Origin of the sequence: Shewanella sp. Isolate13, assembly GCF_022398325.1 — a bacterium.
Lineage (GTDB): Bacteria > Pseudomonadota > Gammaproteobacteria > Enterobacterales > Shewanellaceae > Shewanella.
Genome location: NZ_JAKEVD010000006.1, coordinates 95,359 through 107,677 on the forward strand (window position 1 = coordinate 95,359; position 12,319 = coordinate 107,677).

The window sequence follows — 12,319 nt, forward strand, 5'->3', positions numbered from 1 at the left end:
AACACTTAACCTTTATTTCTACTTTAGCTTTTAGTGAATATCAAGCCCATGACGAAATAACTCATTCTCTTTTTTAAAAGACGACAACTCAGAATGCGCAAATTAGTGCTATTTTGATAATGAGCCTCACTGCTAGAGCTGCAGTCGAGGCTCTTGGAGAGCGGGGGATGAGTCACTGACTTCTATTGGGAGTGTTAACCCAATAAAAAATATCCGCTATGACTCCTCATAATTCAATAGCTTATCCTTCAAGCCTTGCTTTACTTCTGGCCATTCCTTATCGATGATTGAGTAGATAACAGTGTCTCTGACCGTGTCATTCTTCAAAATTTGATGATTGCGCAAAATGCCATCTTGGTTTGCACCTAGGCGACAAATCGCTTGCCGAGCCACCTGATTGTGAACATGGGTTCTAAACTCTACGGCCATTACATCTAGCGTTTCGAAGGCATAACTAAGAAGTAGTAATTTTGCCTCAGTGTTAACAGCCGAGCGTTGAGCACTCTTTGAATACCAAGTGTAACCAATTTCTAATCGACGATGTTGCTGCTGCCAGTTACAGATCCGGGTGCAACCAACAATCTCACCTGAATAGCGATCACGCACCGCAAAGGCGAGCGCTTCTCCTCTAGACTCAGCCTCTAATGCCGTTTCGATATAGGCTTTCATTTCGTCTGGGTGAGGAACGGATGTGTACCAAAGCTCCCATAAGTTACCGTCTGCAACGGCAATGCTTAACGCCGCTTGATGTTCCAGTGTCAGAGGCTCTAGAACGATATGCTCACCCTCTAGACTGGTTTCTTTTTGTTCAACGTTCACATAACCTCCTGTCTTTTTATTATTCTAAGCTAACATGCTCGATGACGAATTTTAACGAACTATCGATGAAATCGATTCAACTGCCTGTTTATAACTGCCTGTGTTTAACAGTCTGTGCCAATTAACTAAGTTCTGATAGCTAAGTTATGAACTTAACTTTTACGATAACACCTAACTTTACAGCTTAACGCCCTGCTACAGATATCGAGCAAAACTCTTACCGTCTTTCAACGCTTTGGTAGACGCTTTAATCGCAGGTGTTCCTAAGTAAAGAAAGCCGACTATTTGATCACAATTTTCTAGACCGAGTAACCGATGAACATTGGCATCAAAGGCCAGTTCGCCAGTACGCCATATACCGCCCAAGCCTTGTGCAAAAGCGGCTTGCTGCATCGCGAAAAGTGCACAGCCTGCAGCGAGTGACTGCTCGATTTCAGGAACCTTTGGGTGGGGTCTATGCTTAGCGACCACAGTGATCACCATAGGCGCCCTAAGAGGCATATTCTTTGCCTTAGCAATAAACTCCTCGTCGGCTCCCTTAGCTTGCAAGGCTTTAGCAAAAATATCGCCAAGGCGATCTAACCCATCCTCTTGGGCAATAATAAACTCCCAAGGAGTAAGGCCAGCATGATCCGGCGCACGAGTCGCTGCATCGAGAATATGCTGCAACTGTTGCTCATCAGGCGCAGGGGCAACTAGCCTTGGGGTGGATTGGCGAGTTAGTAATAATTCTAATGCGTCCAACGGATTATCCTTAATAAACGTTTTAGGAGAAAAGAATGACTTGAGTCTCAAGTCGTAATCGAGAATATCAAGTGGGTAAAAATAATCCACTCATATTAATGAAATTTAACCCGCAGACACAAGCACGATACAAGATTAACCCGCGCTTTAACAAGAGAGCAAAGCAGAACATCAGGCAGTAAAAATCCCCCTGGCTAAGTGGGATCTGAATTCATTGCCGTAAACAGTGGCAGTGAAGTTTAAGCGATACCATTACGTTTAGCGATATAGTAGTCAAGGCTTGTGTAACGCCCTCCCCCCATAAATAACAGAGCCAACAGCATAAATAGATAAGTCATCGCAAACTCAATACCATTATTCAAGATCACAAAATTCCCCGAACTTGTCAGCCATTCGTAATTACCATTTTCTTGTAAGATCGCTTTAGCCCGCTGTAATTTTTCCGCCGAGGCTAGAACATTCTCATTCGCTAACCAAGAACTCGAGTCGGCGATCGCCAACCAACCATTTTCAATATGTACACTAAAGGCTGCAACGAACATGGTAAAAGCCAGTGGGATTGAGACAAACCGAGTGGCCAAGCCCACCACCAGCAAGGCACCGCCAAAAAACTCCGTGCCCGCGGCCAATGCCACCATCACCTCGGGAAAAGGTAAACCTAGCCCCCAATCAGGGTTACCAAACCAGGCTGCGGTGTCACTAAAATTTGAAAGCTTATTATACCCCGCTTGCATCAACACCGGCGCTAAATACAAGCGTAACGCCAATGGTGCTATTCCCTCACCATGCTTCAATAGGCTAAGAAACTTTTTGTATAGATCCACAATTTGCATTTGATTTCCTCTTCAAAATAATCACTTAAGGGTCCAGGCTAAAGCGGCATTGTGACAATTAAAGTGCCCTGACTATACAGACCCTATTAGTTACGACTATCTTTCATAGCGATACCTCTGACGGCAAAAGGACTGAACTCCCCAACAGGGTTCCTCGCGCTCTGTATACGACTCCCACTCAACTCACTCAGATCGGTAATTAGGCTGGCAAGCTTCTTTTGAAAACGCCGTTTTTGTTGACTGCTCGCCAGTAGGTTAAGCGTGATAAGTAACTGACCAAAATCCTGGGTATTTGCATCGAGTGCCGTTTTATAGGCTGCTGATTTGAGCCTATCGGGCTGACTCATTAGGATGGTAAGGCTATGGGATAGCGCCAGTTGATTTTGTCGATTCTTCAATGCCTGCTCAAAAAGCCGGATCCACTCATGACGATATTCAAGCCACATATCTAATGTCGTGGCTCTACTCAAGTTATATTGATGGATCGCCTGTTTTTGCTCTTGAGTCAACTTGCCTATCCAGCGCTTAACGCGTTTTTCGATACGCTCGTCAGCCATCTCGACTAAGGCTTGGTGATCTTTACCTAGGTATTTTTGATTAAGCCTCTTTTCATCGACTCTTAGCTGAGCAATAACTTGTTGAACCTGCTTGTCGGAAAACGAGCTCATGAGCGCGACAAGTGAAGGGGTAACAAACTCTAAAGTTCTAGCCCAGTGGGACTTAGCTTGTTCAACGTGTTGCGCCCAAAGCTGTGGCGTTAATGTTTGCTTTTCAAATGCGAGGGCAAGTTGTAATAACTGCTTTTCATAACGGGGAAGCTCTTCTGTACGGTGCCAGGTTAAGAACTGATCCAAATCGTGCTGAAACTGCTTCTGCTGCTGATTGTTTAATGTGACATACTCTTCCAGCTTCCACTCAATAAGCCAGTCCAGAAAGTAGTACCCCATCTTTGTTGAGCAGCCCAGAAGCGTCACGAGAAGTAGAGCATATAAGCTTATTGTTCTCATCTCTCCCCCCTTTGATCCAAACAATGCTATTTATCTAGCATAGAACATGGTCACCGATTGGGGATCGCACTGTGCCGATAACAGTTCTGCAAGCGACCATAAAGAGGTGTCAAACGTTCGGAACCGATTTGCGACTTAAAACTAAAGCCTGCAGCCAATTAGAATCTGTTGACGATTAGATTTCGATATTGCTTGGCATAGCCTAAGTACTCTTGGCTTTGACATAGGCCATCTTCTTTAAGCTTGCCATCACTCATCATACAGTCAAACGCCATCTGCAATGCCCAGCACAAGGCAAAAACCCAATACAGATCCACCGCTGCTGGCACAGCCTTATCCGCGTGTAGATTAAGATTTGGATGATCTTTCAAATAATTTGCAATCAGCCAGCGTCGTTGCTCGGACGACAGAGAGTGACTGGCGATAATCGAGGCCAAATCGCATAGTGGATGCGAGCTACAGGTATATTCAAAATCGATACACTTGAGCCGACCACCAACCACCAAAATATTGTACGGATTCAGATCTCTATGACTAAACTGCAGGTTAACGAGGCAAGCGGATAACTGAGCCAGCATGTCATCAACGAGATGAGTTTGCGCCAATAGCTGGTCGTATAAGTTTATCCATCCCTCAGCTGTCTGGCATTTTGTTTTCTCTGCGCTTAACTGCTGTCGCATCTTTGCTAGACGAAGCTGATACACCTGCCACTGCTCATCAACGCCCATCACATTTTGCGGCGAAGGCAACTGCTTTAAGCCATTTAATAACTTGAGTAACAACTCCTCAGCTCCGGGCCATTTCACCTGCAGCCTTGTTATGGGATGTGAACCATTTGCCGATATGAGTTCGCTCCAGCAGTTAGTCTGGTTTTGCTCAAAAAACTCGCTTAAGTAGAACTGCTTATCCGGACTGATATAGACCAGTTCAGGCGCTAAATTGACGTGACTTGCCAGTTGCCAATTTAGCACCTCATGGTCTCGATTACAGATCTGTGAGCTCGCCCAGCTGTTAATTCTCAGAACCCATTCTGAGCCGCTCGGCCTTGTCGGGTGCAGCCCACGAACATAGTAGTTTTGATTGCTTAGCCCTTGAGTCAAAGCCGCGATCATGCTGACTTGTGAAAGACCTGCCTGTTCAAGGTAAGGCAATAGTGTCTTTGTTAACGGTAGCGCCATTTACGCAGCACCAGACGATAGCGTAACATCACTGGAGCCTTGCTGAACTTTCATCTGGTTACGCCACATAACATAACCAAACACCACCATGCCAATGTACAGCACAAAAAGCATCGCGGTTAACATCAAGCCTTTACTGACATAGAGGTAAATTGAGACGGCATCAATCACAAACCAGTAAATCCAGTTCTCTAGCACCTTCTTAGCGACTAAATAAGTGGTCATCACCGCAAAACAGGTTGTCGCAGCATCCAAATAGGGAAACGCTGCCTGTGTTTGAGTCGCCATAAAATGGCCGACCGCGATGGCCAGCAGGGTCGTCATACCAATTAATTTAAGGTGGGTCGATAAACGCCAGGAAACAATGTTGACGCCCTCATGCTCCCTGCCGCCTCGCGTCCACATCCAGTAGCCATAAACTGCCATTGCCATATAGTAGACGTTAAGAACAGATTCCATCAGCAGTGACACTTTCCAGAACAATACGGTATAGATAGCTGTACTAATAAAGGCCGCCGCCCAGCACCAAATGTTACCTTTCATCGCCAGTATTAAATAAGCCACAGCCAATAATACCGCTACGGCTTCCCAAGCTGTTAGCGCTTGTGCTTCGCCAAAAGCCGCTGTAAAAGTATCGACTAAAGTTAGCCAAAATTCAGACATAATCAGTGTCCTCGACTCAGCGCAATGAAGGCCTTATCAAAATTGTTGTCATCTACCGTTCAAATCAAAAAGGCCACAGAAAAAAATAAAGCCTGCGGCCAATAATCAAAATTTTGTTATTCGCTGTGACTTAAATTTAGCTCACCACCAATAAACTTACACACGAAAACGGCCTTGCCCCACTTCTCATGTGCCGCTTGCATCTCGATGGCTAGCATCGACATCACCTCGCTGTACTCTCCACAAACTTGTGTTGCCATGGCATTGGTGACACGCTGGATATTGTCATAAGAATCAACTCGCGCGATAAACCACTTAATTGGATCTAAATAGTTATCTTGCAGTGGGTAGCAACTGATCTCTGCTGTTAATTTCATAGTATTGACCTCAGCCGCACTAAATGCGGCTCAATAGTGTTGTTTGAAAGAAAGGATGATTATAAAAATTTGATGTTAAGCGTCACACCGATCTGGCGCGGATCACCGTAACGGATATATTGTTTATCTGCCCAGTCTAAATCTGGTTCATTACCGAAGTAGAACCCCCGAACGCCGTATTTTTCATCAAATAGGTTACGCCCCCAAAGATAAGCAGACCAGATCTCAGCCTCATAACCCACTTTGGCATTAAAGATTTGATAGGCGTCAGATTTAGATTCATTGCTGTCTGAATAATAGAAATCACTCTTACCGCTGGCATTAACGTTAGCGAACCAACCACTATCACTGCGGTAGGTCGCCCCGAGACTGAAGGTAAAGTTTGGCGAATGAGCAAGCTCTCGGCCAGAAAGGTCCACCACAGTACCGTACTTACCTTCGTACTGATAATCGCCATAGGCGGTTTCGAGCCAGCCAACGCTGCCATAGATGTTCAGGTTATCGGTGGCGTACCAGTTACCGTCTAATTCGGCGCCATAGTTATGGGAGCTTCCAGCGTTTTCTGTAAATAGAATGAAATTGCCCTCTTCACCCGGTACCGTCGATTGTTGCGAAGCCGCCACTTGCTGATCTTGTCTATCCATATAGAACACGGCTAAGTTAGTGTTAGCCTGACCGTCAAGCCAACTCGACTTCAAGCCCATCTCATAGTTATAGAGGATTTCAGTGTCGTACTCTTTCTTGTCGGCTAACTCGTCGGGCAGTGACATATTAAAGCCACCCGCTTTATAGCCACGCGCCACACGCAGGTAAGCCTCATGGCTTTCAGCCAACGCCTTACTCAAAGCGATATGGCCGCCCCACATGGTTTCACTTGGAGCAAAGCTGTCACCGGCGGAGTCACTATAGTCACTGTCACGGCGCTCGACGCGTAAACCGACAGAAAGCGCGTAGCTTGCGCCTAAGTCTGAGTCCAATTGACCAAACAGCGCATAGTTCTGTGCCTCATACTCGGCAGATAACTGATTATAAGTATCAACTGTATCGTTATCTTCCTGCAGATCCATGGCATACACGCCAATCAGCCAGTCGGTACTGTCAGCCCAAATACGCCCCGACTCCGTTGACGATAATCTAAACTCTTGCGTGACTGTCTTTCTCTCGCCTTTTTTATCCCAGTTATACTCATATTCACAGGGACTACCGTCGCAATCTCGACTGGCCCAATAATCGGGGTTAGCCCAGTCACCATCGTAGTTATGGCGAGTATCCGATTGCGCGAAGGAGGTCAATGAGGTTAACTCAAAATTCTGTGCCCCTGTGTAGGTGAATTTAAGTGACGAGCCTGTCGTACGCTGCTTATCGACACCAGGAGCATCGGTTAGGGTATCAAAGCCATTGTTGTCCAGTGTCCAAGCATCATAGCCATTGTCATAATTGGCATGAAGCAAGGTTAAATCTATCTCTAAATCTTGAGTTGCATACCAACGTAATTTCGCGCGGCCAGTAAACTCATCGCGATTATTGGTATCACTGCGACCTAGATACAGGTTATCGCGATAGCCATCCTGCTGGTGCTTCTGTAACGAGACGCGATAAAGCAGATTGCCAGAGTCGGTAACAGGACCAGAGCTGAAACCACTAAAGGTTTGCAAATTATCATCGCCTAAAGAAACCTCTGCTCCATGTTCAAATACATCCGTTGGGTCATTACTCTTAAGGTAGATAAGTCCGGCTAAGGCATTAGCACCGTAGCGCGTTCCCTGAGGTCCTCTTAGCACTTCAACTTGTTGCAAGTCATACATACTTGAGACCATGCCTAAGCCTGAAAGATCGATATCATCGACCACAAACCCCACCGAAGAGTTAGGCGCACCTTGGTACTCTTCCTGCTCACCGACACCGCGGATCTGAAAGTATTTAGGCCTTGAGCTACCGCCAGACCAGTTAAAATTGGCAATACTATTGAGAATATCTTCGAAGTGCTGAGCCCCTTCATCTTCAATCTGCTGTTGATCGATAACGGTGACACTCGAAGGCATTTTTTCGAGTGGACTACCACGAAAATCACTGGTGACCACCATGACTTCAATATCATCATTTGTCGCAGGCAGATCTGCGTTGGCTAAAGTAGCTGTGGAGGAGATAGCGGCAATAACCCCAAGGGCTACTGGTGAGTACGATTTTAAATTTAACATAGGACCTCAAAATTAAAAATTTGAGATCCGGCAACATAAAGAAGCGCTTGGAAAATGAATTGTGGCCCATTCCTACGCCGGTATTAGCCGGATCAGGTTCAAAGGGTTCGTTTTTCAACATCTCAGTCAAAGCCAACCAATCCAACTTTCGTTTAATTGACTCTAACACCCCTTGGCGCCGGCGATTATACATGAAATTTACAACTCCATGACAGACTTCTTTAAAAACAGCGATTTTATGCATAAAAAAACGCCAGCTTGCTGACGTTTTTTTAACAGGTTTTGCTAAAGTGAGTGGTTCAATAGCGTTAGCCAAGGCTAATTAGAAAAAGCTTTCCGAACATAGAGCTCAAATCGAGTCGCTGTCGCGTTAGGCGCGACGGCACTGACCTGCATCTGCTGCTTGCCATGCAACTTTAGCGACTTCCAGCTCACCCCTTCGTCATCAATAGTCATACCATTTAGATCAAACCAAGTGAATTTATACTGCAGTCGTAAGTCTGTTGATACTTGGCTGGCAATGGTCCCTGTCCCACGCAAAAAACCACCTTCGGGGCGCGCCATGATATTGGTCACTTGCACTTCTTTACCAAAGCTGGTGTTATCGACCCGCACCGCCCCATTTGATCCCGCCATCACACCAGCGGTATGCGGAGCGCACGCCGTCACCATCGCCGCGGTAAACAGTCCCAATAAAACCTTTTTCATTTGTGCCCCCTGTTTTAAGCTAAAGCCCTATCCCGTTATACAGTTAATCGTTTAATCGATCAAAAAGTGTGCCCTAGCTGTCGCAATAAGATGTTTACGATTGGTTTGCCAGCAATTGATACTCACGTTCGCAACTCGGCGCCCCTGACGGGTAATTTTGCACTCAGCAAAACTGTCTTTATGGTATCCGGCTCTTAAGTAATCGATAGAAAAATCGACCACCTTAGGTACCTTGGTGGTTTGCATAAACACCATCAACTGCACAATTGCCGACATCTCCATAAAACCCGCTATTACGCCGCCATGTAGTGCCGGCAAGATAGGGTTGCCTATATTGTCCTCTTTGGCTGGCAGCTTAAATACCAGCTCATCACCAAAACGCTCGACGGCCATGCCAATAAACTTGGCATAGGGAACGTGCTCAAGCAGATGACCAAAGTCATTGAGCTCTTTTGCTTTTTTAATGATGCTTTTAACGTCTAACTTGCCACTCTCATCTTGGCCGTAGCTGTCTTGGGCTGAGTCAACAAGCTCACCGGTTTCATTAAGCATACTCATCGCTTTCTCCCATTAGTGCCTGTCTAAACTCGTCCCCCACCATCTCTGGACTAATTCGCATAAATGAGCCAACCGCATGAGCGATGGGATCATCGATTGAATCTTGGTAAGCAATAGCACGGGTAAAAGCCACGCTCGAGGAGAGCTTATAGCATTCGGCAAAACCATATACTGACTTATGGGGCTCTGCCGGCTTCATATAATCGACACGTAGATCCAGCGTGGGCGAGATCTCAAGTAAGCGGAACTTATCGAAGATTGAACATACAACAGCGCAACCACTGGCGGTATCCATTAAAGTGGTAATTACCCCACCATGGATCACGCCTGTATCAGGGTATCCTACAAGTTGTTCGTCATAGGGCAGTTCAATTAACACCCGCTTACCACTCGCTTCTAGCACCTTCAATTTAAGCTTACGACATTGCGTCAACTGGTCGACAAAGCGACTCGCCATGCCGGTTAATGAATAATGCTCGCTACTGGCACTCATTCACTCAGGCTCAACATTGGGCCTAATGGCTTTCCACCCAATAAATGCATATGGATATGGAAAACTTCTTGTCCACCGTGTTCATTACAGTTCATGATTAGACGGTAACCATCCTCTGCAATTCCAGCTTCTTGAGCGAGTTTTGCCGCTACAGACATCATACGCCCCAACGCTTTCTCATCGGATGCCTTAATATCGTTTGCGGTAGGGATGTGATGATTAGGAATAATTAAAATGTGTGTTGGCGCTTTAGGTGTGATGTCTCTAAATGCGGTAACGAGATCGTCTTGATACAAGATATCTGCAGGAATTTCACGTCGGATAATTTTACTAAATATGGTTTCTTCGGCCATTTTTCTGCCCTCAAAAAGGAAATTACTAGCCATAGTATACTCGAAAATGTTGTCAAGGCGACGTAGATTACCGATGTAAATCATCAAATTGAACCGCAAGCTACAGCATACAAAATAAACAGATGTATATACAATATGGTTGACTTTGTCCTGCTTACGACTTCTAATGATGAAAATATTTGCAGGAATTTGACAATGCTAACGGAAAAAGAAACCGCACTACTCGATGCGGCCACCGAATTGGTGCAAGAAAAAGGCATGATTGCACTAAACATGTCTGATGTTCATAAGCGAGCAGGTTATTCTCGTGCCGCTCAGTACCAATCATTTAGTGATAAGAACGCCCTTCTTGCGGCTCTGTGTATGCGAGAGTTAGTAAACAACACTAAGGCTATCGAAGAGCAGCGCTTCGATGATTTTACTGGTGACTTTTCAGTCGTACTCAGACCTGTTGTATACCGTTACTTAAAGCTTTCTGACAGGTTAATGATCGATTCAGCCTTCGGTCTCATGTTAACCCAAGTTCGCTCCTTACCCGATGAAGAACGCTTTCACTTCTTAAAGAGCGGATTCGAGTTCCTAAATAAAGAACGTGAAATGAATAAATAGATTCTAAAATAGTCGGCCTATGCCGACTATTTTTTTAGCTGATTAAACTCAACCCAACCTCTTCATTCCAGAGGTACCACTGAAATTATCAGTTAATACCTGCCCCTTCACTTGCAAAAATATCTTATAGCAATCTGAACAAACGTAACGACCAAATAAGGTATTTTTCGTTTCAAACTGATTGCAAAAAGTACATAAACCAAAACTAGCGACTTTCTTTTGAACATGTCTTATCTGTGATACTGGAGCGGCAGGTTTTATCCGAATATCTTCAGACAGAAGCAACATGCTCCGACTTAGTCCTATCGCCAGCAATTTAAATAGATAAATAGTGAGCGCAATGATTAAACTTGAGATCATGCTCATGATACTTAGTTCTGAAGCATCACTCTTGATGGTAAACACGATTGCCGGCAAACAAATAAATGCAGCTAAGCAGGTTAACCCCCGATCAATTAACGGGAGTTGCCGCTCGAATTTTAACTCGCGAGCCATCTTTAACTAAGCTCTTTGATCAGATAGACCACGCCATCTTTCTCATAAACATTTGTAACCTCACTTCCCTCCCCTAACACAACCACCTTATTGCCCGTGTCTGTAACGGCATTACCTGCAGCGTCTAATACAATTGCCACCCCCATAGCCGTTAAAAGAGGAGAATGGTACGCATGATAATGTCGGTGGTTTTTGGGGACGACTATAACCTTAGAACGCCCATAATGTTTACCAACTTTCTGACATTTGATCCCACCAGCTCGCTCACATCCTACAGTTGCAGCCTGAGTTGAAAACACACTCATAGCAAAAAAAACTGCAGCACAAGTCATCAATTTCATCGACCGCTCTCTTATTAAATAACCAAAATCTGAGCGAATCATAACCCAACAGCTATACATGTGTACACACATAACAACATAAAGCTGACAGGAGGCACAAAAAAAGCCCCAATAATGGGGCCTTAGATCATATCAAATATGTTTTCTAGGGATGCCCTAGCCTTATTTAAGGCTACTTTTACACACTCAAGCGAATCAAATATTACTTAAAAATAGGGTTATCAAGCCCCGTTTGGCTATCGTCTAAGCTCCACCCACACAACCAATCCCCAAAGCAATCAGATGCTAGGAGTTTACTGCGTCACTTCATGTAGATTTGTTTGCGCCCAAGCGATAGCCTGGCCACGGCTGGAGACGCCTATCTTTCGAAATGCTCGATAGAGGTGAGTCTTAATGGTACTTTCACTGACAAATAATCTATTGGCAATATCGATATTGGTGCTACCGCTACGCAGCACCTGTAACACTTCTCGTTCTCTAATTGTCAGTGTTTCAACATTGTCTGATACAGGATCTTTACTAGCGCTGGACTCGATAAAGCTCTGAGGTATAACGACCTTACCCTTTAGGATCTCCGTCATGCCCTCCCCGATACTTTCTAGGGATGCATCTGAGTAAAAAACACCTGCGGTAACTGAAGCATTAACCAGAAACTTTGCATCGATCTGCTTAGGAAAGTGAATAAACACAACCCGTGTAACATTACTCGCTTTATCTATCCGTTTTTGGATCTGATAGGCGGTTTGAACATCGACAGTCGCAAGATCGATCAAGATAATCGTAATACGAGTCTCTAATAGTTCGCTGTTAAAATGCTCGGGAGCAACCCTATGTAATTTAACCAAAAACTCTTGTGGCCATCTTGTATTGAGAAGATCCGCAAATAGATGCGAACGAGTTATCACCACCCAATGTGTCACTTTAAACATAAACTCACTCCATG

At 44.9% G+C, this 12,319-nt stretch carries 16 protein-coding genes and 1 riboswitch; of the genes, 1 reads left to right on the top strand and 15 read right to left on the bottom strand.

From position 1 onward, the window contains the following. Positions 1 to 216: 216 nt before the first annotated feature. The 12 genes from L1D44_RS06010 to hinT all read right to left on the bottom strand — a co-directional run bounded on the left by L1D44_RS06010 (position 217) and on the right by hinT (position 9,931). Positions 217 to 819: a GNAT family protein gene (locus L1D44_RS06010; protein ID WP_239889305.1), complete on the bottom strand. Its 603-nt coding sequence runs from the start codon at positions 817 to 819 to the stop codon at positions 217 to 219. A gap of 195 nt (positions 820 to 1,014) precedes the next feature. Continuing rightward, positions 1,015 to 1,563: an NAD(P)H nitroreductase gene (locus tag L1D44_RS06015; RefSeq protein ID WP_239889306.1), complete on the bottom strand. Its 549-nt coding sequence runs from the start codon at positions 1,561 to 1,563 to the stop codon at positions 1,015 to 1,017. Between the two features lie 239 nt (positions 1,564 to 1,802). Further along, positions 1,803 to 2,396 carry a DoxX family protein gene (locus L1D44_RS06020; RefSeq protein ID WP_239889307.1) on the bottom strand — a complete coding sequence of 198 codons (594 nt, stop codon included), beginning with the start codon at positions 2,394 to 2,396 and terminating at the stop codon, positions 1,803 to 1,805. Between the two features lie 86 nt (positions 2,397 to 2,482). Further along, positions 2,483 to 3,403, bottom strand: coding sequence for a DUF6279 family lipoprotein (locus L1D44_RS06025; RefSeq protein ID WP_239889308.1), 921 nt, complete (start codon positions 3,401 to 3,403; stop codon positions 2,483 to 2,485). Positions 3,404 to 3,561: 158 nt separating this feature from the next. Then, positions 3,562 to 4,581: a phosphotransferase gene (locus L1D44_RS06030; protein WP_239889309.1), complete on the bottom strand. Its 1,020-nt coding sequence runs from the start codon at positions 4,579 to 4,581 to the stop codon at positions 3,562 to 3,564. Beyond that, positions 4,582 to 5,244 (bottom strand): nicotinamide riboside transporter PnuC, encoded by a 663-nt coding sequence (gene pnuC, locus L1D44_RS06035; protein WP_239889310.1) that lies wholly within the window; start codon positions 5,242 to 5,244, stop codon positions 4,582 to 4,584. Positions 5,245 to 5,360: 116 nt separating this feature from the next. After that, entirely contained in the window at positions 5,361 to 5,621 is a 261-nt protein-coding gene (locus L1D44_RS06040; RefSeq protein WP_220767649.1) for a YkoF family thiamine/hydroxymethylpyrimidine-binding protein, read from the bottom strand. Between the two features lie 59 nt (positions 5,622 to 5,680). Continuing rightward, a complete protein-coding gene (locus L1D44_RS06045; protein WP_239889311.1) occupies positions 5,681 to 7,819 on the bottom strand; it encodes a TonB-dependent receptor in 2,139 nt (712 codons plus the stop codon). Between the two features lie 52 nt (positions 7,820 to 7,871). Further along, a riboswitch (TPP riboswitch) is annotated at positions 7,872 to 8,002 on the bottom strand. Between the two features lie 135 nt (positions 8,003 to 8,137). After that, positions 8,138 to 8,527: a YcfL family protein gene (locus L1D44_RS06050; protein WP_239889312.1), complete on the bottom strand. Its 390-nt coding sequence runs from the start codon at positions 8,525 to 8,527 to the stop codon at positions 8,138 to 8,140. Positions 8,528 to 8,578: 51 nt separating this feature from the next. Further along, positions 8,579 to 9,085 carry a PaaI family thioesterase gene (locus L1D44_RS06055; RefSeq protein WP_239889313.1) on the bottom strand — a complete coding sequence of 169 codons (507 nt, stop codon included), beginning with the start codon at positions 9,083 to 9,085 and terminating at the stop codon, positions 8,579 to 8,581. After that, the gene (locus L1D44_RS06060) at positions 9,072 to 9,578 is read right to left on the bottom strand and encodes a PaaI family thioesterase (protein ID WP_239889314.1); all 507 of its coding nucleotides are present in this window, start codon (positions 9,576 to 9,578) and stop codon (positions 9,072 to 9,074) included. The genes L1D44_RS06055 and L1D44_RS06060 overlap by 14 nt, the downstream gene beginning before the upstream one ends. Next, entirely contained in the window at positions 9,575 to 9,931 is a 357-nt protein-coding gene (gene hinT / locus L1D44_RS06065) for a purine nucleoside phosphoramidase (RefSeq protein ID WP_220767678.1), read from the bottom strand. The genes L1D44_RS06060 and hinT overlap by 4 nt, the downstream gene beginning before the upstream one ends. Positions 9,932 to 10,126: 195 nt before the next feature. Between hinT and L1D44_RS06070 the strand changes: the two genes are divergently transcribed. After that, a complete protein-coding gene (locus tag L1D44_RS06070) occupies positions 10,127 to 10,540 on the top strand; it encodes a TetR/AcrR family transcriptional regulator (protein WP_220767645.1) in 414 nt (137 codons plus the stop codon). 48 nt (positions 10,541 to 10,588) lie between these two features. Here the strand turns inward: L1D44_RS06070 and L1D44_RS06075 are convergent, their stop codons facing one another. From L1D44_RS06075 to L1D44_RS06085, 3 genes are all read right to left on the bottom strand, one after another. Beyond that, a complete protein-coding gene (locus tag L1D44_RS06075) occupies positions 10,589 to 11,035 on the bottom strand; it encodes a hypothetical protein (protein ID WP_239889315.1) in 447 nt (148 codons plus the stop codon). A gap of 2 nt (positions 11,036 to 11,037) precedes the next feature. Further along, a complete protein-coding gene (locus L1D44_RS06080; protein WP_239889316.1) occupies positions 11,038 to 11,376 on the bottom strand; it encodes a hypothetical protein in 339 nt (112 codons plus the stop codon). Positions 11,377 to 11,669: 293 nt separating this feature from the next. Next, positions 11,670 to 12,305, bottom strand: a complete 636-nt coding sequence (locus L1D44_RS06085) for a LuxR C-terminal-related transcriptional regulator (RefSeq protein WP_239889317.1) — start codon at positions 12,303 to 12,305, stop codon at positions 11,670 to 11,672. Positions 12,306 to 12,319 lie beyond the last annotated feature (14 nt).

What these genes read in the sequence shown, in the direction of transcription:
- L1D44_RS06085 (WP_239889317.1), bottom strand. Translation starts at nt 12,305, where the DNA reads ATGTTTAAAGTGACACATTGGGTGGTGATAACTCGTTCGCATCTATTT.
- L1D44_RS06050 (WP_239889312.1), bottom strand. Translation starts at nt 8,527, where the DNA reads ATGAAAAAGGTTTTATTGGGACTGTTTACCGCGGCGATGGTGACGGCG.
- L1D44_RS06055 (WP_239889313.1), bottom strand. Translation starts at nt 9,085, where the DNA reads ATGAGTATGCTTAATGAAACCGGTGAGCTTGTTGACTCAGCCCAAGAC.
- L1D44_RS06040 (WP_220767649.1), bottom strand. Translation starts at nt 5,621, where the DNA reads ATGAAATTAACAGCAGAGATCAGTTGCTACCCACTGCAAGATAACTAT.
- L1D44_RS06080 (WP_239889316.1), bottom strand. Translation starts at nt 11,376, where the DNA reads ATGAAATTGATGACTTGTGCTGCAGTTTTTTTTGCTATGAGTGTGTTT.
- hinT (WP_220767678.1), bottom strand. Translation starts at nt 9,931, where the DNA reads ATGGCCGAAGAAACCATATTTAGTAAAATTATCCGACGTGAAATTCCT.
- L1D44_RS06075 (WP_239889315.1), bottom strand. Translation starts at nt 11,035, where the DNA reads ATGGCTCGCGAGTTAAAATTCGAGCGGCAACTCCCGTTAATTGATCGG.
- L1D44_RS06020 (WP_239889307.1), bottom strand. Translation starts at nt 2,396, where the DNA reads ATGCAAATTGTGGATCTATACAAAAAGTTTCTTAGCCTATTGAAGCAT.
- L1D44_RS06045 (WP_239889311.1), bottom strand. Translation starts at nt 7,819, where the DNA reads ATGTTAAATTTAAAATCGTACTCACCAGTAGCCCTTGGGGTTATTGCC.
- L1D44_RS06030 (WP_239889309.1), bottom strand. Translation starts at nt 4,581, where the DNA reads ATGGCGCTACCGTTAACAAAGACACTATTGCCTTACCTTGAACAGGCA.
- L1D44_RS06060 (WP_239889314.1), bottom strand. Translation starts at nt 9,578, where the DNA reads ATGAGTGCCAGTAGCGAGCATTATTCATTAACCGGCATGGCGAGTCGC.
- pnuC (WP_239889310.1), bottom strand. Translation starts at nt 5,244, where the DNA reads ATGTCTGAATTTTGGCTAACTTTAGTCGATACTTTTACAGCGGCTTTT.
- L1D44_RS06070 (WP_220767645.1), top strand. Translation starts at nt 10,127, where the DNA reads ATGCTAACGGAAAAAGAAACCGCACTACTCGATGCGGCCACCGAATTG.
- L1D44_RS06025 (WP_239889308.1), bottom strand. Translation starts at nt 3,403, where the DNA reads ATGAGAACAATAAGCTTATATGCTCTACTTCTCGTGACGCTTCTGGGC.